Source organism: Nocardia higoensis NBRC 100133 (assembly GCF_000308595.1).
Taxonomy (GTDB): domain Bacteria; phylum Actinomycetota; class Actinomycetes; order Mycobacteriales; family Mycobacteriaceae; genus Nocardia; species Nocardia higoensis.
Genome location: NZ_BAGA01000079.1, coordinates 82,324 through 103,086 on the forward strand (window position 1 = coordinate 82,324; position 20,763 = coordinate 103,086).

General features: G+C 69.7%; 22 protein-coding genes. 11 read left to right on the forward strand and 11 right to left on the reverse strand.

The window, feature by feature from the left end; genetic code table 11:
• Positions 1 to 35: 35 nt before the first annotated feature.
• Genes ON26_RS14320 through ON26_RS14335 form a run of 4 tightly spaced genes read left to right on the forward strand, consistent with a single transcriptional unit; the run spans position 36 to position 2,672 of the window.
• Complete coding sequence (locus tag ON26_RS14320) at positions 36 to 305, forward strand: metal-sensitive transcriptional regulator (protein ID WP_040796602.1); 270 nt, start codon at positions 36 to 38, stop codon at positions 303 to 305.
• Between the two features lie 44 nt (positions 306 to 349).
• Positions 350 to 595 carry a YgaP family membrane protein gene (locus tag ON26_RS34555; protein WP_040796603.1) on the forward strand — a complete coding sequence of 82 codons (246 nt, stop codon included), beginning with the start codon at positions 350 to 352 and terminating at the stop codon, positions 593 to 595.
• A gap of 44 nt (positions 596 to 639) precedes the next feature.
• The gene (locus tag ON26_RS14330; protein ID WP_040796604.1) at positions 640 to 1,038 is read left to right on the forward strand and encodes a DUF302 domain-containing protein; all 399 of its coding nucleotides are present in this window, start codon (positions 640 to 642) and stop codon (positions 1,036 to 1,038) included.
• A 44-nt stretch (positions 1,039 to 1,082) separates the two neighbouring features.
• Positions 1,083 to 2,672 carry an FMN-binding glutamate synthase family protein gene (locus ON26_RS14335; RefSeq protein WP_040796605.1) on the forward strand — a complete coding sequence of 530 codons (1,590 nt, stop codon included), beginning with the start codon at positions 1,083 to 1,085 and terminating at the stop codon, positions 2,670 to 2,672.
• A 4-nt stretch (positions 2,673 to 2,676) separates the two neighbouring features.
• On the opposite strand, the gene ON26_RS14340 is transcribed toward ON26_RS14335, so the two are convergent.
• The 6 genes from ON26_RS14340 to ON26_RS14365 all read right to left on the reverse strand — a co-directional run bounded on the left by ON26_RS14340 (position 2,677) and on the right by ON26_RS14365 (position 8,859).
• Positions 2,677 to 5,019 (reverse strand): heavy metal translocating P-type ATPase, encoded by a 2,343-nt coding sequence (locus tag ON26_RS14340; protein WP_040796606.1) that lies wholly within the window; start codon positions 5,017 to 5,019, stop codon positions 2,677 to 2,679.
• A gap of 225 nt (positions 5,020 to 5,244) precedes the next feature.
• Complete coding sequence (ligD, locus tag ON26_RS14345) at positions 5,245 to 6,201, reverse strand: non-homologous end-joining DNA ligase (protein ID WP_040796607.1); 957 nt, start codon at positions 6,199 to 6,201, stop codon at positions 5,245 to 5,247.
• 40 nt (positions 6,202 to 6,241) lie between these two features.
• Positions 6,242 to 6,637, reverse strand: coding sequence for an SDR family oxidoreductase (locus ON26_RS14350; RefSeq protein ID WP_083884081.1), 396 nt, complete (start codon positions 6,635 to 6,637; stop codon positions 6,242 to 6,244).
• Between the two features lie 90 nt (positions 6,638 to 6,727).
• Positions 6,728 to 7,510, reverse strand: a complete 783-nt coding sequence (locus ON26_RS14355; RefSeq protein ID WP_040796608.1) for a crotonase/enoyl-CoA hydratase family protein — start codon at positions 7,508 to 7,510, stop codon at positions 6,728 to 6,730.
• 75 nt (positions 7,511 to 7,585) lie between these two features.
• Positions 7,586 to 8,239, reverse strand: a complete 654-nt coding sequence (locus tag ON26_RS14360) for an enoyl-CoA hydratase-related protein (RefSeq protein ID WP_040796609.1) — start codon at positions 8,237 to 8,239, stop codon at positions 7,586 to 7,588.
• Positions 8,236 to 8,859: a TetR family transcriptional regulator gene (locus ON26_RS14365; RefSeq protein WP_040796658.1), complete on the reverse strand. Its 624-nt coding sequence runs from the start codon at positions 8,857 to 8,859 to the stop codon at positions 8,236 to 8,238. Before ON26_RS14365 ends, ON26_RS14360 begins: the two co-directional genes overlap by 4 nt.
• 160 nt (positions 8,860 to 9,019) lie before the next feature.
• On the opposite strand from ON26_RS14365, the gene ON26_RS14370 reads away from it, so the two are divergent.
• Positions 9,020 to 9,571, forward strand: coding sequence for a TetR/AcrR family transcriptional regulator (locus tag ON26_RS14370; RefSeq protein ID WP_040796610.1), 552 nt, complete (start codon positions 9,020 to 9,022; stop codon positions 9,569 to 9,571).
• Between the two features lie 46 nt (positions 9,572 to 9,617).
• Here ON26_RS14370 and ON26_RS14375 read toward each other — a convergent pair whose 3' ends face one another.
• Complete coding sequence (locus tag ON26_RS14375; RefSeq protein ID WP_040796611.1) at positions 9,618 to 11,828, reverse strand: molybdopterin oxidoreductase family protein; 2,211 nt, start codon at positions 11,826 to 11,828, stop codon at positions 9,618 to 9,620.
• On the opposite strand from ON26_RS14375, the gene ON26_RS33400 reads away from it, so the two are divergent.
• On the forward strand, positions 11,812 to 12,171 hold the full coding sequence (locus ON26_RS33400) for a hypothetical protein (RefSeq protein ID WP_157171898.1): 360 nt from the start codon (positions 11,812 to 11,814) through the stop codon (positions 12,169 to 12,171). The two genes, ON26_RS14375 and ON26_RS33400, sit on opposite strands and share 17 nt — an antisense overlap.
• 592 nt (positions 12,172 to 12,763) lie before the next feature.
• Here the strand turns inward: ON26_RS33400 and ON26_RS14380 are convergent.
• Together ON26_RS14380 and ON26_RS14385 are read right to left on the reverse strand one after the other, a co-directional pair.
• Positions 12,764 to 13,687, reverse strand: coding sequence for a DUF5995 family protein (locus ON26_RS14380; protein WP_040796659.1), 924 nt, complete (start codon positions 13,685 to 13,687; stop codon positions 12,764 to 12,766).
• Positions 13,688 to 13,859: 172 nt separating this feature from the next.
• The gene (locus tag ON26_RS14385) at positions 13,860 to 14,885 is read right to left on the reverse strand and encodes a zinc-dependent alcohol dehydrogenase family protein (protein ID WP_040796612.1); all 1,026 of its coding nucleotides are present in this window, start codon (positions 14,883 to 14,885) and stop codon (positions 13,860 to 13,862) included.
• 248 nt (positions 14,886 to 15,133) lie between these two features.
• On the opposite strand from ON26_RS14385, the gene dinB reads away from it, so the two are divergent.
• On the forward strand, positions 15,134 to 16,339 hold the full coding sequence (dinB, locus tag ON26_RS14390; protein WP_040796660.1) for a DNA polymerase IV: 1,206 nt from the start codon (positions 15,134 to 15,136) through the stop codon (positions 16,337 to 16,339).
• A gap of 50 nt (positions 16,340 to 16,389) precedes the next feature.
• Here the strand turns inward: dinB and ON26_RS14395 are convergent, their stop codons facing one another.
• Both ON26_RS14395 and ON26_RS14400 read right to left on the reverse strand, forming a co-directional pair.
• Positions 16,390 to 17,829 carry an FHA domain-containing protein gene (locus tag ON26_RS14395; protein WP_051027069.1) on the reverse strand — a complete coding sequence of 480 codons (1,440 nt, stop codon included), beginning with the start codon at positions 17,827 to 17,829 and terminating at the stop codon, positions 16,390 to 16,392.
• On the reverse strand, positions 17,826 to 18,050 hold the full coding sequence (locus ON26_RS14400; protein ID WP_051027070.1) for a hypothetical protein: 225 nt from the start codon (positions 18,048 to 18,050) through the stop codon (positions 17,826 to 17,828). The genes ON26_RS14395 and ON26_RS14400 overlap by 4 nt, the downstream gene beginning before the upstream one ends.
• A 153-nt stretch (positions 18,051 to 18,203) precedes the next feature.
• On the opposite strand from ON26_RS14400, the gene ON26_RS14405 reads away from it, so the two are divergent.
• From ON26_RS14405 to ON26_RS14420, 4 genes are all read left to right on the forward strand, one after another.
• The gene (locus tag ON26_RS14405; RefSeq protein ID WP_040796613.1) at positions 18,204 to 18,614 is read left to right on the forward strand and encodes an Rv3143 family two-component system response regulator; all 411 of its coding nucleotides are present in this window, start codon (positions 18,204 to 18,206) and stop codon (positions 18,612 to 18,614) included.
• Positions 18,615 to 18,965: 351 nt separating this feature from the next.
• Positions 18,966 to 19,346 carry an NADH-quinone oxidoreductase subunit A gene (locus tag ON26_RS14410; RefSeq protein WP_040796614.1) on the forward strand — a complete coding sequence of 127 codons (381 nt, stop codon included), beginning with the start codon at positions 18,966 to 18,968 and terminating at the stop codon, positions 19,344 to 19,346.
• Between the two features lie 47 nt (positions 19,347 to 19,393).
• Positions 19,394 to 19,948, forward strand: coding sequence for a NuoB/complex I 20 kDa subunit family protein (locus ON26_RS14415; RefSeq protein ID WP_040796615.1), 555 nt, complete (start codon positions 19,394 to 19,396; stop codon positions 19,946 to 19,948).
• Positions 19,945 to 20,733: an NADH-quinone oxidoreductase subunit C gene (locus tag ON26_RS14420; RefSeq protein ID WP_083884082.1), complete on the forward strand. Its 789-nt coding sequence runs from the start codon at positions 19,945 to 19,947 to the stop codon at positions 20,731 to 20,733. Before ON26_RS14415 ends, ON26_RS14420 begins: the two co-directional genes overlap by 4 nt.
• Positions 20,734 to 20,763 lie beyond the last annotated feature (30 nt).

Consider the following 20,763-nt stretch of genomic DNA (forward strand, 5'->3'; position numbering starts at 1 on the left):
GGGGTATACTGGGAGGGTCGACGAAAGGAATCGCCATGGTGGGAAACGACGAGAACATCGCACTGGTACTCAACAGATTGCGCCGCGCGCAGGGACAACTCGCCGGGGTGATCTCGATGATCGAGAGCGGCCGCGACTGCAAGGACGTGGTCACCCAGCTGGCCGCGGTTTCGCGCGCCCTGGACCGGGCCGGATTCAAGATCGTCGCCAGCGGTCTGCGTGAATGCCTCACCGGCGAAACCGAGAACGGCAAGGAACCCCTGACCGAAGCCGAGCTGGAAAAACTCTTCCTCGCACTGGCCTGACACCTGCGCCAGGCCCGCACACCCCCCGCGACAAGGAGAATCTTGTGAACAGCCTTCCACGCCATCACGGCTGGAACGTCGAACGAGTGGTGCCGCTGATGGCAGGGACGATGGTGCTGCTCAGCGTGATCCTGAGCGCGGCCGTCACACCGTGGTGGCTGCTGCTCACCGGGTTCGTGGGCGCCAACCTGGTCTTCTACGCGGCGGTCGGATGGTGCCCGGCCAGCTTGATGATGGAAAAGGCCGGACTCCAGCGCGCCGCCTGCCGCGTCCCGGCACCCCAGCGATGAACATCCCAGAAGGTATCGACGATCGACCAGACGGAGGCACACCGATGAACCTGGCACTGTCCACCACCCTGAAGACGTCCTTCGACGACGCCGTCAGCCGAACCCGTGCGGCCTTGCAGGAACAAGGATTCGGCGTGCTGACCGAGATCGACATGCAGGCCACTCTCAAAGCCAAGCTCGGCGCCGACATGGAGCGCTATCTGATCCTCGGCGCCTGCAATCCGCCGCTGGCACACCGGGCCGTGGAGGTGAACCGTCAGATCGGCCTGCTGCTGCCGTGCAACGTGATCGTGCGCGACGCCGACGACGGCACGGTCCTGGTGGAGGCGATGAACCCCGAGCTGATGGTCCAGGTGACCGGCGAGCCGGCACTCGAAGTGGTCGCCGAGGAAGCCGGCCGCCGCCTGCGGTCCGCGATCGACGCCCTGGCCGCGGAGAACTGAGACCCGCCGCGCCACGCCGATAGGAACAGGGAGAAGGTGCCCCCATGTTGCGGTTCTTCCTCGTCGGTTTCCTCGGCCTGACCCTGGTGGTGGTCGGCGTCGTCGCCGCTGTCGGCGGCTGGGGGTGGTGGGTGCTGGTCGTGCTCCTGGCGTTCTTGCTGGGAGTCGGCACCTACGATCTCGTGCAGCGGCGGCATTCGGTGCTGCGCAACTATCCCGTCCTCGGCCACATGCGCTACCTGCTCGAAAGCGTCCGTCCGGAGCTGCAGCAGTACTTCATCGAACGCAACTTCGACGGGCGCCCCTTCGACAGGGACGTGCGCACTGTCATCTACGAACGCGCGAAGGGCATCCACGGCGAACTGTCGTTCGGCACCGAACGCGACATCGGCGAGATCGGTTACGAGTACCTGGTGCATTCGACCGCCCCGGTACCCGAACCGGAGCAATTGCCCCGGGTACGGATCGGGGGACCGGACTGCAGCGCACCGTACTCGATGTCGCTGCTGAACGTCTCCTCCATGAGCTTCGGCGCCCTGTCCGCCAACGCCGTCATGGCATTGAATCGCGGGGCCGCACGGGGTGGATTCGCCCACGACACCGGCGAGGGCGGACTGACGCCCTACCACCTGCACGCCGGCGGTGATCTGGTGTGGGAGATCGGATCGGGCTACTTCGGCGCCCGCGACCGGGACGGGAACTTCGACCCGGCGGAGTTCGCGGACAAGTCGGCCAACGAGCAGGTCAAGGCGATCTCGCTCAAGCTCAGCCAGGGAGCCAAGCCCGGCGTCGGCGGGGTCCTGCCCGCCGCGAAGGTGAGCGAGGAGATCGCACGCTATCGAGGCGTCCCCGCGCACGAGAAATGCGTCAGTCCCGCGGCGCACTCGGCGTTCTCCACACCCCGCGAAATGGTCCTTTTCCTCGCCCGGCTGCGTGAACTATCCGGAGGCAAACCCGTCGGTTTCAAGCTCTGCGTCGGATCACGCGGCGAACTGCTGGCGATCTGCAAGGCCATGCTCGCCGAAGGGACGGCGCCGGACTTCATCATCGTCGACGGCGCGGAGGGCGGCACCGCCGCGGCACCGCTCGAGTACGAGGACAACGTGGGTCTTCCGCTCACCGACGGGCTGATGACGGTCCACAACGCGCTCGTCGCCACCGGACTGCGCGACCGCATCAAGATCGGCGCCAGCGGCAAGGTCGCCACCGGCAACGACATCGTCAAACGACTCATCCAAGGGGCCGACTACACCAATTCCGCGCGGGCGATGATGATGGCGATCGGATGCATCCAGGCACAGCGCTGTCACACCAACACCTGCCCGGTCGGAGTGACGACACAGGATCCGAAGCGAGCACGGGCTCTGGATGTGACGGACAAGGCGATACGCGTGCAGCGATTCCAGGAGAGCACAGTGCGGCAGGCGGTCCAGCTCATGGCGTCGATGGGCGCCGGTGGTCCCGGCGAGCTGACGACCGACATGCTGCGCAAGAAGACCTCGCCCACCATGATCAGTTCCTACACCGAGCTGTACGAATGGCTCGCCCCCGGTGAGCTGCTGGCAGCACCGCCGTCCACCTGGGCATCGGATTGGCATGCCGCCTCACCCGATTCGTTCCGGCCCGCGCGATAGGCGGCTAACCGGCGCCTTCGCTCTCCGGCGCCAGCGTGAAATAGTTCTCCTCCTCCTGCACGAAGTGCAGTTTCAGCAGCGCATACAGCCCGTACAGGGCGGCGAGCAGGTCGTCACATTGGTCGGCCCGCAGACCGCCCGCCGCATCGGCCTGCGCGAGATGCGCGCGCAGCCGACGGCTGAGCCGATCGATCTCGGCATGCATGCGGCTCATCGTCGCGGTCGCCTCCCCACCACCGAGCGGCACCGCCAAGGCGGGGTAGAGCTCACTGTCCTCGGCGTGTTCGTGCGGCAGCAGCGTGTCGAACAGAAACGCGTCGGTGCGGCGCAGCGCCGCATGCGCGGCGACGAGGTCACCGGCGGCGAGCAATTGGGCGGTCTCGCGCAGGATCGACAGCTCGTCGCGCAGCTCGTCGTGTTCGGCGGAGAACCTGTGCAGCATGATCTCGGTGTCCTCGGGCAGATTCAGCTCACGGGCTCGGTCACCGCGCAACGCACGCAGGGCGTTGAGGATGACCGCGACATCGATGCCCTCCTGCAGCAGCGCGCCGACCGCCGGAGGCAGATACCCGAACGCGGCGAATCCCATCGCGATCAGCGACAGTCCCATGCCGACAGTGGCGCTCTGCACGGCGATGCGACGTGAGCGGCGAGCGATCTCCATCGCGTCGGCGAGCGGGTCGAGCCGGTCGCTGGTGAGCACGATGTCCGCGCTCTCCGAACTCGCCGTCGACCCGCGGGCGCCCATGGCGACGCCGACGGTCGCGGCGGCGAGCGCGGGCGCGTCGTTCACGCCGTCGCCGACCATCACCGTCACCGCGGACTCCCGCTCGGCGCGCACGCCCGCGACCTTGTCGGCCGGGGACTGCTCGGCATAGACCTGGTCCAGACCGAGGACGGACCCGATCTCCTCCGCGGGCTCGCGCCGGTCACCGGTGAGCATGACCAGCCGGTTCAGCCCCGCCGAGCGCAACCGGCGCAGCGTGCGGGAGGCGTCGCGCCGCAACGGGTCCACGAACAGCAGGGCGCCCGCGAGATCCCCGGCCACCGTGATCCACGCGACCACCGCACCGTCGAGGGCGGCACGGCTCTGCACCGCCCGCGCCCATCCCGGCGCGTCGGCGGGCAGGGTCAGCGTGCCGACAGTGACCCGACGGCCGTCGACGGTGGCGGACACACCGGTACCGGCCTGCTCGTCGACGTCGGTGGGCATCGACAGCGCCAGCCCGCGCATCTTCGCCTCCTGCACGATGGCCGCGGCGAGCACGTGCGGGGAGAGCTGATCGGCGGAAGCGGCCAACCGCAGCACTTCGGTGGCGTCGCCGCCGGGGGCGGTGACGATATCGGCACTGGTGGGACGACCACTGGTGAGCGTGCCGGTCTTGTCCATCACCAGCGTCGTCGCGTGCCCGAGATTCTCGAGCGCGCCGCCGCTGCGGATCACCACGCCCAAGCGCGAAGCCCGCGACAGTCCCGACACGATCGCGACCGGCGCCGCGAGCAGCAGCGGGCACGGGGTCGCCACCACGAGAACAGCGACCGCACGGGTGGCCGAGCCGCTCAACAGCCACGCGAGCCCGGCCATGACCAGCGCCAAGGGCAGGAACCAGGCCGCGACCCGGTCGGCGATCCGCACCACCGGGGCGCTCTCGGCGGCGGCCTCGCGGGCCAGGCGCACGATACCGGCGTAGGTGCTGTCCTCGGCAGTGGCGCTCGCATGCATCTCGAAAGCCCCACCGGCGTCGACGACGCCGCTGCGTATCGCCTCCCCGGTCCGGCGCTGCACATGCATCGGCTCACCGGTGAGCACGGATTCGTCGAGCACCGCGAGCTCGGAGGTGAGCCAGCCGTCGACCGGGACCACCTCGCCCGGTCCGACGACCACGATGTCACCGACAACGACCTCGGCCAGCGGCACCACTTCCAACTCGTCGCCGACTCGCCGGCGAGCCGTGCGCGGAGCACGCTCGAGCAGGGACCGCAGATCCTTGGTGGCGCGGCGTTGCGCGGCCGCGTCGAGGGCCTGCCCGGAGGCGAGCATGACACCGATCAGCGCGCCTGCGACGTACTCGCCGACCAGCAAGGTGCCGAGCAAGGAGAGCACCGCGATCAGGTCGACCCCGACCCGGCCGTGCCGCAGCGCGTCGATCACCCACCATACGGCCGGCACAACAGCGACCACGGTGCCCGCGATCCAGCAGGCGTCGGCGACGTCGCGGGCATCCGCCAGCCACGCGACACCGCCCGCCACCAGAGCTGCCACACTGGCGACGAGGAAGATCAGCTCGCCCCGAGCGCGTATTCGCTCATACCATGCGGCCTTCGGCGCCGCCGGCGCATCGGTCATGGCGCCGCTCCCTCTCCGATGCGATCGGACTGCCCTGTCTCCCTCGAGGCTACCTGGATCGCCCTGCGCCGACGCCGGTCGGCGCACCGGGTCTGCGACCGGACTCTGCGGCGTCGGATTCGCCGCCATCCCATGCTGCGGTCGCATCGCGATGTCGCCGACGTCGGCATGTCGCGGGTAATCGTCCACCGCCGGCTCCGGCTGCCGGCGCGGAGCAGCCTCGGCTCAGCTCGGCGTGTGGACCTCGCCGGGTTCCTTGTCGATGCGCAAACCCCGCCAGCTCGGATGCCGCAGCCCTTCGGAGGTGGCCTCCCGATATTCGATATCGGCGACGAGCTCGGGCCGCACCCAGTGCGCGGCGACCGCGACAGCACGCGGCACGGGCAGGTCGAACGGGGAATCGGCCCGCGGAATCTCGTCGAGGCGGGCACGCAGCCGAGCGCGCTCGTGCTGTTTCCAACCCGTGCCGACATTGCCGATGTGCACCAGCCGCCCCTGCGCGTCATAGGCGCCCAGAATCAGCGAACCGAACGAACCACGCACCGAACCCTGCCCCGGCAACCATCCGGCGATCACCGCTTCGGTGGTTCTGCGCAGCGGCATCTTGATCCAGGCGCTGCTGCGCGCGCCGGGCCGGTACGGGGAGTCGAGACGTTTGGCGACGATGCCCTCGAGGCCGTGATCGGCGGCGTCGGCGACCAACAGTCCGGGGTCGACATCGGTCCACACCGGGGACAGCTGCAACGGCGGATGAGTCAGATCCAGCCGGTCCAGCAGCGCGCGGCGGTCGGCATAGGACAGTCCGACGGTCGGACGGCCGTCGAGGACGAGCAGGTCGAAGATCATGTAGAGGACCGGCACCTCACGAATGAGCTGGGCGGAGGGCACCCGCACGTGCATGCGCCGCTGCAACCGGGAGAACGACGGCGCACCGTGCTCGCCGCCGGGGGCGATGATCTCCCCGTCGAGCACCGCGCCCTCGGCCGCGACCCGTTCGGTCACCGCGGCGGCGATCTCGGGGAAGGAGGTCGTCACCTGCTTGGCGTTACGGCTGTAGAGGACGCATTCCCCGGAGGTGGTGTCGGCGACGGCGCGCATGCCGTCCCATTTCATCTCGAACCCCCACCCGCTCGGATCGGCGGGCGGGGTCCCAGCGGTGGCCAGCATCGGCGCGGGCGCCATGCCATCAGCATATCGGCAGCAAATAGCGATATGGCTGGTGTCAGCTCTGCGCGGTGGGCCGGACGACGAGTTCGCTCACATCCACCGTGCCGGGCCGATCGATGGCGAAGGCGATGGCCTCGGCGATCGCCCGGGCGGGCAGGCCGATGCTGTCGCTGGTCCGTTTGATCGCGGCACGCACCTCGGGGTTGCTCGACGCCTCGACGAAGGGAGTGCGGACCATTCCGGGAGACACCGTCGTCACGCGCAGGCAGTCACCGGCTTCCTGACGCAGTCCCTCGCAGATCGCGCGCACCGCGACTTTCGTGCCCGCGTACACCGCCATGTTCGGCACCACGCGATAGGCGGCGGTGGAGGCGGTGGTGATGAAATGCCCGCTGCGCTGGGCACGGAGGACGCAAACGCTTGCGCCACAGCGGCGGCGACGTGCGCGAATACGCCTACACCGCCTTCCACGTCGCCGAGCACCCCGATAACACGCTCGTGGTCTACGCCGCGCCGCAGTAGATCCGGCGCGGCGGCCCGCTCATTCGCCCCGCCACTGCGGCGCACGCTTCTCGGCGAACGCGCGCGGTCCTTCGGCGGCATCCTTGCTCATGAACACCGGGATGGTCTGTTCGGTGTTCATCTGCCAGATCGGCTGATCCCAGTCGGAACCGAAAGCCGCGGCCCGATGGATGATCCGTTTGGAGGCGCGCACCGCCAGCGGCGCGTTCGCCGCGATGGTCTCGGCCAGTTCCAACGCCTCCGGCAGCACGCGATCGGCGGGAACCACCCGATTGACCAGACCCCACTGCACAGCGGTCGCGGCGTCGATCGGCGTGCCGGTCAACGCCATCTCCAGGGCGACCTTCTGCGGGATCTGACGCGGCAGCCGCAGCAGACCGCCCGCCGCCGCGACCAGCCCGCGCTTGACCTCCGGCAGGCCGAGCTTCGCCTCCTCGCTCATCACCGCCACATCGCAGGCCAGCACGATCTCGGTGCCGCCGCCGAGGGCGAACCCGTTGACCGCCGCGATCAGCGGCTTGTCGACGAAATGCTGCACCAGCCCCGCGAATCCGTACTCCGGATGCTGCGGGTCACCGATATCGCGGCCCTGCGCGAGCGCCTTGAGATCCGCGCCCGCGCAGAACGCGCGCCCGGCTCCGGTGATCACCCCGACCCGCAGCTCGGGATCGCCGGCCAGTTCTTCGAGCGCGGCGCCCACCGCGCTCGACAGTGCCGAGTCGACGGCGTTCATGGCCTCGGGCCGGTTGAGCGTGATGACGGCGACCTGACCCCGGCGTTCCAGGGTGGCGGCATCGGACATGAGCTGACCTCCTCGCTACGACCCGCCACGGTGCGGGCCCGCTGCAGCCACCAACCTACCGTCCGAGCTCCCGGCTCACGGGGTGGTCAGGGCCGTGACCGCGCCGGCGAACATGGTGTTCTTGATCGCGGCGAGCGTGCCGGAATCCTTGCTGCCCAAGGGGCGCACGTATCCCAGCGCCACCTCGAGCAGCTGGTCCTCGGCGACGGCGGCGTCCACCAGTCCCGTCGACTCGGCGTCGGCGCCACCGAAACGGCGTCCCGTGGTCATGGACGCGACCTGCGCCCTCGGGGTCAGCTTCGCCTGGATCAGCGCCGCCATGCCGGGCGGGAACGGGATGCGGATGTCGACCTCGGGGAAGCAGAAGAAGCCGCGGTCGGCGCGCATGGCCCGGAAGTCGTGGGCGATGGCGAGCATGGCGCCTGCGCCGAACGCGTGACCGTTGACCGCCGCCGCGGTCGGCAGCGGGAAGGTCAGCACCCGCGCCAGCAGCGCCTGCACCTGCCCGACATACCACTGCATGCGGTCGGCGTTGGCGCCCAGCCACTCCAGATCCAGGCCGTTGGAGAAGAACTTGCCGGTCGCCGTCGTCACCAGCGCGTGCGCACCCTCGGCGAGCACCGTGTCGAGGTGGGCGTTCACCTCCTCGAGGAATGTGGGGGAGAAGCGGTTCTCGTCGTCGCCGAGGTTCAGCACGGCGATGGAGTCGCGAATATCGAGGCTGGTCACAGGGTTTGCCTTTCCGGTGGGGTGATATCGGGAACAGGGATGGCCAGGATCGCGCGGACCGCGGCGCGCAGGTGTTCGCGTGCCAGCGGATCGGCCCAGCGGTCGCGACGCAGCAGCAGCGCGGTCGGCAGATCGACCAGGCAGCTGGTCAGCACCTCGACCGCGCGCCGATCACGCCGCCCCCAGCGGCGCATCGACAGCTCGATCAGCAGGTCGATCAATTGCCGTTCGGTGGCGGCGATCCGGGCGGCGAGGTCCGCGGGCAGCTCGGCGCCGAGCAGTTCGTCGCGCGAGACGGTGAGCACCAATCGCGCGGAGGCGGGGAAGCGCTCGGCGAACACGCATGGCGCCTCGGCGGCCGCGACGATCGCCTCGACGGGATCGCTGCCCGCGCCGCCGGCGAGTTCACGTTGCAGTTCCAGGAACCGGTGCGCGGCCCGCAACCAGGCGCGCCCCAGCAGACCCGCCCGGGATCCGAAGGTGTGATAGAGCGCGCCGTTGGACATTCCGGTCACCGCGGCCACCGCGCGCACCGTCACCGCCGCCGGACCCGAGCGCGCGGCGAGCGCTTCGGCGGCGTCGAGCACGACGTCGGGGTCGTGTACCCGGGGGCGTGGCATGAGCGAAACCATAACAGAGCGCTTGCTCTGTTATTCGGGGGGCCGGAAGTGTGCGGGGTTGCGCACGCGCACTACAGGATTCACGACCGGTGGCGCCACCGATACGGTAGCCTTCGACCAGCTCCCCTCATCCCGCCCGAACGAACGGAATGGCACCCGCATGTCACGAGTCGTCACCAAGGAGCAGTACTTCCACACCGCTCTCGAGGTGCTGGCCGAACTCGGATTCAAAGGGCTCAACATCGGCGTCCTGTGCCGACAGCTCGGCGTCACCAGCGGCTCGTTCTACCACCACTTCGGCAGCTGGCAGGGCTTCGTCGACGCCCTGCTCGAGCACTGGGAGAACCGCCAGATCCTGCAGCTGCGCGAGCGCAACTTCAACCAGGGCAACCCCGACGACGACGTCGCCGCCATGGCCGACCTCGCCCTCGGCCTGCACCACGCCGCCGAAGCCGCCATCCGCGCCTGGGCGGGCAATGACGAATCGGTGAACCTCGCCCTCAAACGCGTCGACGAATCCCGCCGCCGCACCGTCCACAAAGCCGTCATCGGCGTCATCGGCGACGACCACACCGCCACCGTGGTCACCTCACTGGGCATGTCCATGCTCGTCGGCTACCAGCAGATCGCCGCGGGCGGCGGCGACGGCACCTCCCTCGACGACCTGCTCACCCAGTACAAGCGACTGATCTACTCCCACGTCCGACGCTGAACCCGGCCCAGGACGCGGCCGGGTCCGCCCGGAAATACCGCGTGACCTACACCGGATTCCCCGTCGACACCTGCGCACCGGACTCCGCATCCTCCTCGACCCGCGCAGCGGTGACCCGCACCCACGTGCTGTTCACCGCCGAGGTCCCCGAAAACGGATCCACCAGCGCCGGATCCGGCAGCAGATTCGCATTCGCCCCCGGCAACGACGCCGCCACCGACCACCCCACACCGGGCTCACGATGCCCCCACCCGTGCGGAACCGCGACCGCACCGGCACGGATCTCGTCACTGACCTCCAGAGCCACCACGATTGACCCGGTAGCGGAGACGACCTCCACCAGATCACCATCGGCGAGCCCGCGCGCCCGCGCATCCTCGGGATGCATCAACGCGGTGCAGCGAACACGCCCCTTCACCATCGACGGCAGATTGTGCAGCCAGGAGTTGTTGCTGCGCAGGTGACGACGACCGATCAACTTCAGATCGAAACCGTCCGGCGCCGCCGTCAACGCCCGCCCCGCCACCGCCTCGTCGACCAGCTCCCTGGCCGCGCGCACGAATTCCTCCGGCGCCACATGCACCTTCCGGTCCTTCGTCGCGATGATCGACCGCAACCGTGGTCGCAGCGGACCCAGATCGATACCGCCGGCCGAATGCCGCACCTTCGCCACCGTCACCCCCTTGCGGCCGCGCCGCAACACGCCGTAAGGACCGGTCGCCATCGCCAGCGCGGTCAACCGCAGCGGGGAAGCCACCCCGAACACCGCGTTCACCGCCCGCCCGACGACCGGACGCACCGGCAGCGGCAGCACCTCGGTCACCAGCCGCGCCAGAATCTGCCAGTCCTCGAGCCCCTCGGCAGCCGGTTCGAACACCCGCGCATCGAAGCGCACGTTATTGCGCACACTGAACACCGGGAACAGGATGTTGAGATCCTCGCGCTCGAGCTGTGACACCGGCGGCAGGATGATGTCGGCATGCCGGGTCGTCTCGGTGATGTACATGTCCACCGCCACATGGAAATCCAGCGATTCCAGCGCCGGCGTCAGCCGCCCGCCCTGCGCCGTGGACAGCACCGGATTCCCGGCATAGGTGACCATCGCCCGCACCCGCTGCGGCCCCTCGGTGAGGATCTCCTCGGCCAGCGCCGCCACCGGCAGCTCGCCGCGGAAGGACTTGTAGGCCCCCGACCGGTCGGTCCAGCCCCCGTGCCCCACACCGAGGAATCGCGCGAAGGGCAACGGATCGACCGGGGGAGTGGCATACATCTGCCCGCCCGGCCGATCCAGGTTTCCGGTCACCGCGTTGATCGTGTTCACCAGCCAGTGCGTCAGCGTCCCGGTCACCTGCTGGCACACCCCGACCCGGGCGTAGAGCACCGCCGAACGCGCCGCCGCATGCTCGCGCGCCAGCCGCCGGATCGTCTCGGCGTCCACACCCGCGGGCCCGGCCATCGCCTCCGGGGTCACCTCGGCCACCAACGCCCGCAGTTCGTCCCAGCCCGAACACAACCGGCGCACCGCGCGCTCGTCGCACAGCCTCTCGGTCACCAGCACGTGCAGCACGGCCAGCAGCAGGTACACATCCCCGCCCGGCGCGACAGCCACGTGCTCGTCGGCCAGGCGCGCGGTCTCGGTGCGCCGCGGGTCGATCACGACCACCGCGCCGCCGCGCTCACGCACCGCTTTGATCCGCTGCTTGGCGCCGGGCATGGTGGTCACCGAGCCGTTGGACACGGCCGGATTGGCGCCGAGGACCACCAGCCGGTCGGTGCGGTCGATATCGGCCACCGGCATCAGCAGGTTCGATCCGTACATCTGCCAGGCCGCGAACTCCTGCGGGAACTGGTCCATGGACGAGGCGGTGTAGAAGTTGCGCGTCAGCAACGCGATGCGCAGCAGCACGCCGTAGAGCACCGAGGAACTGTGCGCCGCCGGATTGCCCAGATACATCGCGATCGCATGCGGCCCGTGTTCGGCGCGCACCGCCCGCAGCCGCCGCCCCACCTCGGCGAAGGCCGCGTCCCAGCCGATCGGGACGAACTCGTCACCGACCCGTTTGACCGGGGTGCGCAATCGATCGGGGTCGTGATGCAGGCCGGCCATCGCCGTGGCTTTGGGGCAGATGTAGCCCTTCGACAGCACATCGTGGGGGTTGCCTTCGATCCGCGTCACCTGTGTGTCTTCTACAGTCACCAGGATCCCGCAATGCGCTTCGCACAGCGTGCACTGTCGAGCGATGGTTTCGGTGCTCATGGTTCTTCGCGCCACCTTCCACGGTCCTGCGCTCAGGCTACCGCCGGATCCACACCCACAAGAGAGACTTCCGGCCAATTCGTCTCATTTTCTCATTACCGCCATCGATACGACAGCCCAGGCCCGACCCGACGCCGCCGCCGCACCCGGCCGGCGCCCCACCGCCGGCGAATCCACCCGGAACTGCACAGCCGGGACCGAGACAGGCACCTACATCCAGAACATCCCGCCCGGCGCGGAACGACCGCTGCCGATGGTCCTCGACGTGCACGGCTTCATGGAACCGGCCTTCCTCGAACACTCCGGCACCGGTTCGCCGCGCTCGCCACGGCCGGATTCGTGACGATCACCCCGCAGGTGAGCGAATTACGGAGCCCCGGAACGCCCACGAAGATCGCGGGCCGCAGGTCGGGTCCGCGAGCCACCGCGGCAGTATCGGCTGCGAAAAGTGCGGGCCGACAAAGGGATCGACCACCCAATAATCGTCACGTGACGTTTGAAAGGGTTGCCAGGGGGAGCCGAGGGGAGTGGTCGACCGAGCGCATGCGGGCCGCCGAACAGGCCGTCTCGAGACGTGGAACCACGCACCGGAAATTTTCCGGTGAAAATGGCTTGGCGTACAGGCGATTCGGGCGCGCCCGACCCGAACCGACCGCAGGGCGCATGAGGCGACGGGATACGGCACAAGCGACGTTCGGGCGCGCCGACGAGCCGGCGTGGGGCCAGGGCGGGGTCGACGGACGTGAGGGTGCGCGACACGGAGGGTCCGGCACGGAAACCATCGGGCGGGCAACGCAATCGAACCCCTTCTGCCGATCCCGTTGTCGCGCCGATAATCTACATTATGTCAACTAAGCTGCGTATTGCATCAGATGAAACACCCCCCCTGCCTCGCCGATGCCTGACACCGTTGCCGGAGTTCGACTGCGCGCAGTTCAGAGAAGTCCGCGGCCGGAGAGGATTTCGAAGGCGTCGTCGGCGGTGCGCCACAAGGCATCGATCTCGGCGCGAACGGCGGGCCGCAGAGCTGGATCCTGCAGGGCCAGACCGTTTCCGAAGATGACCACGTTGGCTCCCGCGTCGGCCACGCGCAGCAACGGCCCGCTCGCCTCCCCCGCACCCACGACCGCGTCGAGCCCCTCGCCGAGGAAATAGAACCGCCACAGCGGGCCGAGGTCGCCGCCGTAGATCGCCTTCGTGAGGTCGACGATGAGGAACCCGTCGGTGGCGATGGCGTCGACGATGCGGAAGTAGTCGACCGCGTTCGCGGGGGTGGCGCGGGTGGCGGCCACGGCCTCGGCCAGGTCGACGGTGAGGTGGGCGTTGTATCCGGCCATCGCCACCCGGGCCGCGGACAGTTCGCAGCGGCGGGTGAGGGCGAAGTAGTGGGCCCACTGCGGATCGGTCGGCGCGCCGGTGAATTCGGCGTGCACATTGCGCAGGAAACGCAGCAGCAGATCGAGGCTGATCCGGTGGGCCCATTCCGGGTCGTCGAACGCGGCCGGATCGCGTTGCAGCGGCAGTACCGCGGACCGCTCGACGGCGTCGAGCCCCAACGCCAGCAGTCCGCGCCGATCCCGATGCTCGACCAGGATCTCGGTGATACGCCGATGCCGCTCGATCGCGGTCTCCAAGCGGCCGAGCGCGGGCCCGGTCGCTTCGTCGGATATGTCGGAGGTGTCGGAGAGCTCGCCGATCTCCGTCACGCTCGCCGAGCTCAGCGGTGCACCACAGGCGGCGTTGTCGACGACGGCCGCGGCCGGGGCGGGCGAGACCAGGGTCAGCGCGGCCAGGGCCGAGGCGAGCGTGGCGGAGAAGGCCGTGCGGACGGACAGGGCCCCGGGGTGCTCATCGGTCATGATCACGGCGCTTTCGCATCGGCAGAACGAGAACGGGATCGAATGTGCGCACCCCAGCAGGGCGTGTCGGCAGCCTAGCCGGTGCGCCGGGCTGCACGAGTGAGCGAACCGCGGCGTTTCACGCGTGTCGCCGGACGTCGCGGTGTGGTGGTGGCGGGCGGACCTCCGGGTGTCAGACGGTGAGCAGGACTTTGGTCGCGCGGCGCTCGTCCATCGCCCGATAGCCCTCGGCCGCCTCGTCCAGCGGAAGGGTGAGATCGAAGACGTCGCCGGGGTGGATGGCGCCGGCGACGACGAGGTCGATCAGCTCGGGCAGGAAGCGGCGTACGGGGGCAGGACCGCCGTGCAGGTGGACGCCGGAGAAGAACAATTGCATGCCGTCGAGTTGCACGTCGTGGGCGACGCCGACGTAACCCACGTGCCCGCCCGGACGGGTCGATCGGATCGCCTGCTGCATCGACTCCTGGGTGCCGACGGCCTCGATCACCGAGTGCGCGCCGAGTCCTCCGGTCAGCTCCTTGATCCGCGCCACGCCCGCCTTGCCGCGTTCCTCGACGATGTCGGTGGCCCCGAATCTGCGGGCCAGCGCCTGGCGATCGGCATGGCGGCTCATCGCGATGATGCGGTCGGCACCGAGACGGGCGGCGGCCAGCACCGCCGACAGGCCGACCGCGCCGTCACCGACGACCGCGACCGTCTTGCCCGGCCCCGCTTCGGCCGCCACGGCGCCGAACCATCCGGTCCCCAGCACGTCCGACGCGGCGAGCAGGTGCGGGATCAGCTCGGGTGCGGGTTCACCGCCCGGCACCGGCACGAGGGTGCCGTCGGCGAGCGGCACACGCGCCCGCTCGGCCTGGGTGCCGATCGAGCCCATACCCACCGCATGGACGCAGCGGCTCTGATAGCCGGCCCGGCAGATCTCACAGGTGTTGTCGGAGGCGAAGAACGAGCCGACCACGAAGTCGCCGACCCGCACCGCGCTGACCTCCGAGCCGATCTCCTCGACGACACCGACGTACTCGTGTCCCATCGGCGACGGGCCGTCGACCTTCTCGATCCCGCGATAGGGCCACAGATCGGACCCGCAGATGCAGGTCGCGGCGATGCGGATGATCGCGTCGGTCGGCTCGACGATCGTCGGATCCTCTCGCTCTTCCACTCGCACGTCGCCGGGAGCGTGCAGCACGACACCACGCATGATCGGTTCTCCTTCACAGGTCTGAGCATCCTCCGGACAAGGTCGAGTCAACTCCCCAAGGCCGCGATACCCCTCGACCGGGGCGCCCGGTGGTCACATTGCTCACGATTCGCCGGGACACACCGCCGGGTGATCGGGGTGGGTAGCTCGGCCGGACCGGCGACTCTCGCGAGTATGTCGGACCCGCGTGCGAGCATGGGTTCGTGTCCGAATCCGAACAGCGCCTCGTGCCGCCGCCGTCGTCGGCGATGGGTGAGCGCGAGGTTCGCCGCGACGCCTCGATCCTGCACGCCGACCTGGACTCCTTCTACGCCTCGGTCGAACAGCGTGACGATCCGAGCCTGCGTGGGCGGCCGGTGATCGTCGGCGGCGGAGTCGTGCTCGCCGCCTCCTACGAGGCGAAGGCGTTCGGCGTGCGCACCCCGATGAACGGGGCACGGGCGCTGCGGCTGTGTCCGCACGCCGTCGTGGTGCCGCCGCGCATGAGCGCCTACGCGGCGGCCGGCAAGGCCGTGTTCGAGGTGTTCGGTGATGTGACTCCGCTGGTGGAGGGCATCTCCATCGACGAGGCGTTCCTCGATGTGGCCGGGCTGCGCCGGATTTCGGGTGAGCCCGTCGACATCGCGCGCGGGCTGCGTGCCCGCATCCGTCACGAAGTCGGCCTGCCCATCTCGGTCGGCATCGCACGCACCAGGTTTCTCGCCAAGGTGGCCTCCGCGGTCGCCAAACCGGACGGGCTGCGGCTGGTCGAACCCGAACGCGAACTCGAATTCCTGCATCCGCTGCCGGTGGAGCGGCTCTGGGGTGTGGGCGAGGTGACCGCCCGGACCCTGCACGAACACGGCATCACGAGGATCGGGCAGCTCGCCGAGCTCGGGGCGGACGGATTGCGCGGTATCCTCGGACCCGCCGCCGCCCGCCATCTGTCCGCGCTGGCGATGGCCCGCGACCCTCGCCGCGTCGAAACCGGAAAGCGGCGCCGATCGATCGGCGCGCAGCGCGCCCTCGGCCGCCGCCACCGCGAGCCCGAAGAGATCGACTCCTACCTGCACGGCCTCGTCGACCGACTGGGCAGGCGTCTGCGCGCCGCCGACCGGGTGTCGCGAACCGTGGTGCTGCGCTTGCGTTTCGACGACTTCTCGCGCGCCACCCGCTCGCGCACCATGCTCTCCCCCACCGACGACACCGCGATCCTGCTGGGTGTGGCGCGCGGGCTGCTCGCCGATGCCGTGCCGCTGATCCGGGAGCGGGGCCTCACACTCGTCGGCCTGGCGTTGACCGGTCTCGCCGACGCCGACCCCCGGCAGTTGGTCCTGCCGCTCGCGGACCGCGCCGACAGCACCCTCGATCGGACGCTCGACGATCTGCGTCGCCGCTTCGGCTCGTCGGCTGTCACCCGCGCCGCACTGATCAACCGAGGTGAGGGGATATCGGTCCCGCTGCTGCCGGATTGAAGCCACCGGGCCGGTGGCGCGGGCGGCCGGACAGCGGTCGGGAGACCGGTTCAGCGCCGCCCGTGCGGGGAGTCGAAACCGAAGGTCCGGCCACCGATCAGCACCTGGGCGCCGGGCCGCAGGACGACCTGGTGGCCGGGCGCGGCACGGACCCAGTCCGGTCGGCTGGGCTGCAGGATGTGCGTGCCGTTGGCCGAACCGCGGTCGATCACGGTCACATCCCAGTCCACGAGCCGGATCTCGGCGTGTACCCGCGACATCCCGCCGGAGCGGTCGGGCAACCGGATCGGCCGGGCGCCGCGGCTCACCGCGCCGGCGTGCTCGGGTTCGCGGCCGAGTACGCAGTCGGAGTCGAGCACGTAGGAGGTGCCGTCGTCGAGGACGAGCACGCCCAGGGGTGGGCGGACACCGTCGACGAGCACGTCGGTGCGCGGGTCCAGGCGGATACCGCATACCGCGCAGCACGACACCCGCGGATCGTTGAGGTGACCGCGGGCGCACTCGACGCCCTTGACCACCGCCGCCGGTCCACGATCGCCGGGCGGTTGCGCGGCGGCCACGCGCTCGCGGCCCGAGGCCGGTGCGAGCGTTTCCGCCAGATCGGGATCGATCGCACTCGGCCCGGAATCCGCGGACGTCGAGTCACGCACGGCCCGCCGCGGTCCTTCCCGTTCGGTCGGCTCCCGTTCGGGATGCCCGGCGCGGTCAGGCGCCGGCGTCCCGGGTTCGGACTCGCGGAGTTCCGCGTTCTCGGGGTCGGCAGCGCGCGCCTGCGGGTTGTCGAGGGGTCGCGGGACCGGACGGGCCTGCCGGCGCTCGCCGGAGTCGGTCGGCCCGATCCGAGTCCCCGGCTCGCTGTCACCTCGCCCGCTCCCACGTTTGCGCAGGTCGATGGTCGCGGCATCGGCGGAAACGCCCTCGGGGTCCGCTGCCCGCGCTCGCGCCGTCGCAGGTTCGGTCTTCTCCCCCCGCCACAGCACCGCACCCGATCCCGGCGTGATGCCCTCGTTCAGGGCGAACACCCCGCGGCTGGGCAGCGCGGATGCGGTGTGCCCGGAATCGTCGTCGACGAACAACCCGACGCCCACCGCGGGCGCGGGCGACACCAGCCGGTCGACGGTGAAGCCCGCATCGCGCCCGCGCAGCACTTCGATGCGCACGCCGTCGGCGAGCACGGCGGTGATGCCGCCGTGCAGCAGCACCGCGACGCTGCGGCCGTCGGGGGTGACGATCCCGAATTCCGCTTCTTCCTCCGAGCCCTCCGGCATCGACATCAGCCAGGTCGTCGCCAGCCGTGCCACCGCGCGGCCCCGGCGGGCGGTCGCGCCGACGCTCACCTCGCGCACGATGTCGAGCAGCGAGGTCATCGTGCGGGCCGCGATCGAGTCGTCGTCCGGCGGCCCGGATTCCCGATGCGCCACCACCAGCACCGCCCCCGCCGTCCGCGCGACCAGATGCGTGCCGGCCAGCACCTCGACCTGGGTGTTCACCGCAACCGACCGTCCCGGAGCCGCCGAAGACGGAACACCGCACGCATCGGGCCGTTGAGCACGAGTGTGGTGTTGCCGACGAGAACCAATATCAGCGCCCCCTCGTCGACGACGGTCGACAACCCGAACAGGGTGGGCCGGTTCTTCTCCCACCGGAACTGCCGCGGGAAATGATAGTGCAGTTCCCGCCCCACCCCGACCAGCACGGGGCCGACCGGCACCGAGAACGTGCCCCGGCAGGAGTCGGCGAGCCGGTCGGCACGACGGGGGTGGCGTGGCGCAGCCGCCCGCGCCGTGCCTCGCAAACCGCACCGGCACAACAGATCCCGTGGAAGTTGCGGCGGCTGAACCGTTCCCGGACGTACCATTCCCCCGTGGCCGACGAGACGCGAGGTACCGCACTGCGGGTTCTGGTCTACAGCAACGATGCCGACACCCGGCGTCAGGTGGTGCTGGCCGTGGGCACTCGCCCGCATCCCGACCTACCCGAGCTCGAATTCCTCGAGGTCGCGACCGCGCCGTCGGTGATCGAGCAACTGGACGCGGGCGGGATCGCTCTGGCGATTCTCGACGGCGAGGCGGCTCCCGCGGGCGGGCTCGGCATCGCCAAGCAGCTCAAGGACGAGTTGAGCCAGTGCCCGCCGATTCTCGTCCTCACCGGTCGCCCGGACGACGCCTGGCTGGCCAAGTGGTCGCGCGCCGAGGCCGCGGTCGCCCACCCCATCGACCCGCTGCGTCTGACCGAGTCGGTGGTCGAGCTGCTGCGCAACCGCCACGCCGCCTGATTCATATCCATCACAAATGACTGAGCCGCCCCGGGGGTGGCCGGCTTTGTCGTGCCGCACGGCGCTCGTGGCGCTCCGGCCCCGCCTGCCCCACCAGGTTCGATTACCGCCGTTTCGGTCATGAATCGCAGTCGCGAATTCGATCAAAACCCCCGCCGTATTCGGTCATAGCGCCCGCGCGACAGTTGTAATCTGTGCTCTAGCTCACAAATGACCGGGTAGTCGAATGATCGCCCCGTCGCGATGGACTCTGCCCACCAGCCCCGGACGCCCGTACGCCGCTCGGTCGTCCAACCGCTCGATCGTCCAACCGAAGCGAGGAGCCTCGGCTCACAAGGAGGGGAAACGCTCGTGAACCTGGAAACCCCCACCCTCGTACTCGGCGCGCTGGCCGCGGCTTTCGCGATCTTCTCGGTCCTGCTCTCGGCACTGCTCGGCCCCAAGCGCTACAACCGGGCCAAACTGGAAGCCTACGAATGCGGCATCGACCCGACCCCGCACGCCGTGGCGGGCGGACCGGGAGACGCTGCCGGACAACGGTTTCCGGTGAAGTACTACCTGACCGCGATGCTGTTCATCATCTTCGACATCGAGATCGTTTTCCTCTACCCGTGGGCCGTGCATTTCGACGCGCTGGGTCTGTTCGGTCTCGCCGCCATGGCGTTGTTCATCGTCAACGTCTCGATCGCCTACGCCTACGAATGGCGTCGCGGCGGGCTCAGCTGGGACTGATCGCCGCCGGAGTTCGCCCGCACAGTGGAAGTGAGTGTCAGTCGGATATGGGTCTCGAGGACAAACTGCCCAGCGGATTCCTGCTGAGCACGGTAGAAGATTTCGCCGGATACCTACGCAAGGGCTCGCTCTGGCCCGCCACCTTCGGCCTGGCCTGCTGCGCCATCGAGATGATGGCCACCGGCGCAGGCCGTTACGATCTCGCGCGCTTCGGCATGGAGGCCTTCCGCGCCTCGCCCCGGCAGGCCGATCTGATGATCGTGGCCGGGCGGGTCAGCCAGAAGATGGCGCCGGTGCTGCGTCAGGTCTACGACCAGATGGCCGAACCCAAATGGGTGCTCGCCATGGGGGTGTGCGCGTCCTCGGGCGGCATGTTCAACAACTACGCGGTGGTGCAGGGCGTCGACCACGTCGTCCCCGTCGACATCTACCTGCCCGGCTGCCCGCCGCGCCCGGAGATGCTGCTGAACGCGATTCTGGCGCTGCACGAGAAGATCGCGAACACCCCGATGGGCGTGAACCGGGAGGAGGCGGTGCGCGCCGCCGAGCGGGCCGCGCTCGCGGCCACACCCACCATCCGGATGGAGGGGCTGCTGCGATGACCTTCGACGTCTCCGACAACGCCACCTCGGGAAACCCGGCGGACTCCGGAACGAACGCGAACATCCCCGACCCCGGCGTCGGCCCCGAATCCACCATTCCGCCAACCGAATCCGAGGCCCGCAGCGCGGAGGTGATCGGTGTCCGGCGTGGCATGTTCGGCATCCGCGACTCCGGCGACACCTCCGGCTACGGGCGTCTGGTCCGGCCGGTCCTGCTGCCGGGCAGTACCCCGCCGCCCTACGGCGGCTACTTCGACGAGATCGTCGACTCGCTGATCGTCGCGCTCGGCGGAGAGGGGGCCGGCTTCGCCGAGGCAGTGGAGAAAGTCGTGGTGTTCCGCGGCGAACTGACCCTGCACGTACGCCGCGAGCATCTCGAGCCCGTCGCCCGCGCGCTGCGCGACGATCCGGCCCTGCGATTCGAACTCTGCCTCGGCGTGAACGGCGTGCACTATCCCGAGGACGCCGGCCGGGAGCTGCACGCGGCCTATCAGCTGCGTTCGATCACCCACAACCGCACACTGCGCCTGGAGACCTGCGCCCCCGACGCCGACCCGCACGTCCCCTCGCTGTTCGCGGTGTACCCCACCACGGACTGGCACGAGCGCGAGACCTACGACTTCTTCGGCATCGTCTTCGACGGTCACCCGTCGCTGACCCGCATCGCCATGCCCGACGACTGGCGTGGCCACCCCCAGCGCAAGGACTACCCGCTCGGCGGGATCCCGGTCGAATACAAGGGCGCGCGCATCCCGCCGCCCGACGAGCGGAGGGCGTACAGCTAGTGAAGGACACCGACATCCGGCCCGGGCGCG

What these genes read in the sequence shown, in the direction of transcription:
- ON26_RS14415 (WP_040796615.1), top strand. Translation starts at nt 19,394, where the DNA reads ATGGGTCTCGAGGACAAACTGCCCAGCGGATTCCTGCTGAGCACGGTA.
- ligD (WP_040796607.1), bottom strand. Translation starts at nt 6,201, where the DNA reads ATGGCGCCCGCGCCGATGCTGGCCACCGCTGGGACCCCGCCCGCCGAT.
- ON26_RS14340 (WP_040796606.1), bottom strand. Translation starts at nt 5,019, where the DNA reads ATGACCGATGCGCCGGCGGCGCCGAAGGCCGCATGGTATGAGCGAATA.
- ON26_RS14365 (WP_040796658.1), bottom strand. Translation starts at nt 8,859, where the DNA reads ATGCCACGCCCCCGGGTACACGACCCCGACGTCGTGCTCGACGCCGCC.
- ON26_RS14375 (WP_040796611.1), bottom strand. Translation starts at nt 11,828, where the DNA reads ATGAGCACCGAAACCATCGCTCGACAGTGCACGCTGTGCGAAGCGCAT.
- dinB (WP_040796660.1), top strand. Translation starts at nt 15,134, where the DNA reads ATGGGTGAGCGCGAGGTTCGCCGCGACGCCTCGATCCTGCACGCCGAC.
- ON26_RS14320 (WP_040796602.1), top strand. Translation starts at nt 36, where the DNA reads ATGGTGGGAAACGACGAGAACATCGCACTGGTACTCAACAGATTGCGC.
- ON26_RS14355 (WP_040796608.1), bottom strand. Translation starts at nt 7,510, where the DNA reads ATGTCCGATGCCGCCACCCTGGAACGCCGGGGTCAGGTCGCCGTCATC.
- ON26_RS33400 (WP_157171898.1), top strand. Translation starts at nt 11,812, where the DNA reads ATGGTTTCGGTGCTCATGGTTCTTCGCGCCACCTTCCACGGTCCTGCG.
- ON26_RS14370 (WP_040796610.1), top strand. Translation starts at nt 9,020, where the DNA reads ATGTCACGAGTCGTCACCAAGGAGCAGTACTTCCACACCGCTCTCGAG.
- ON26_RS14330 (WP_040796604.1), top strand. Translation starts at nt 640, where the DNA reads ATGAACCTGGCACTGTCCACCACCCTGAAGACGTCCTTCGACGACGCC.
- ON26_RS14380 (WP_040796659.1), bottom strand. Translation starts at nt 13,687, where the DNA reads ATGACCGATGAGCACCCCGGGGCCCTGTCCGTCCGCACGGCCTTCTCC.
- ON26_RS14420 (WP_083884082.1), top strand. Translation starts at nt 19,945, where the DNA reads ATGACCTTCGACGTCTCCGACAACGCCACCTCGGGAAACCCGGCGGAC.
- ON26_RS14335 (WP_040796605.1), top strand. Translation starts at nt 1,083, where the DNA reads ATGTTGCGGTTCTTCCTCGTCGGTTTCCTCGGCCTGACCCTGGTGGTG.
- ON26_RS14385 (WP_040796612.1), bottom strand. Translation starts at nt 14,885, where the DNA reads ATGCGTGGTGTCGTGCTGCACGCTCCCGGCGACGTGCGAGTGGAAGAG.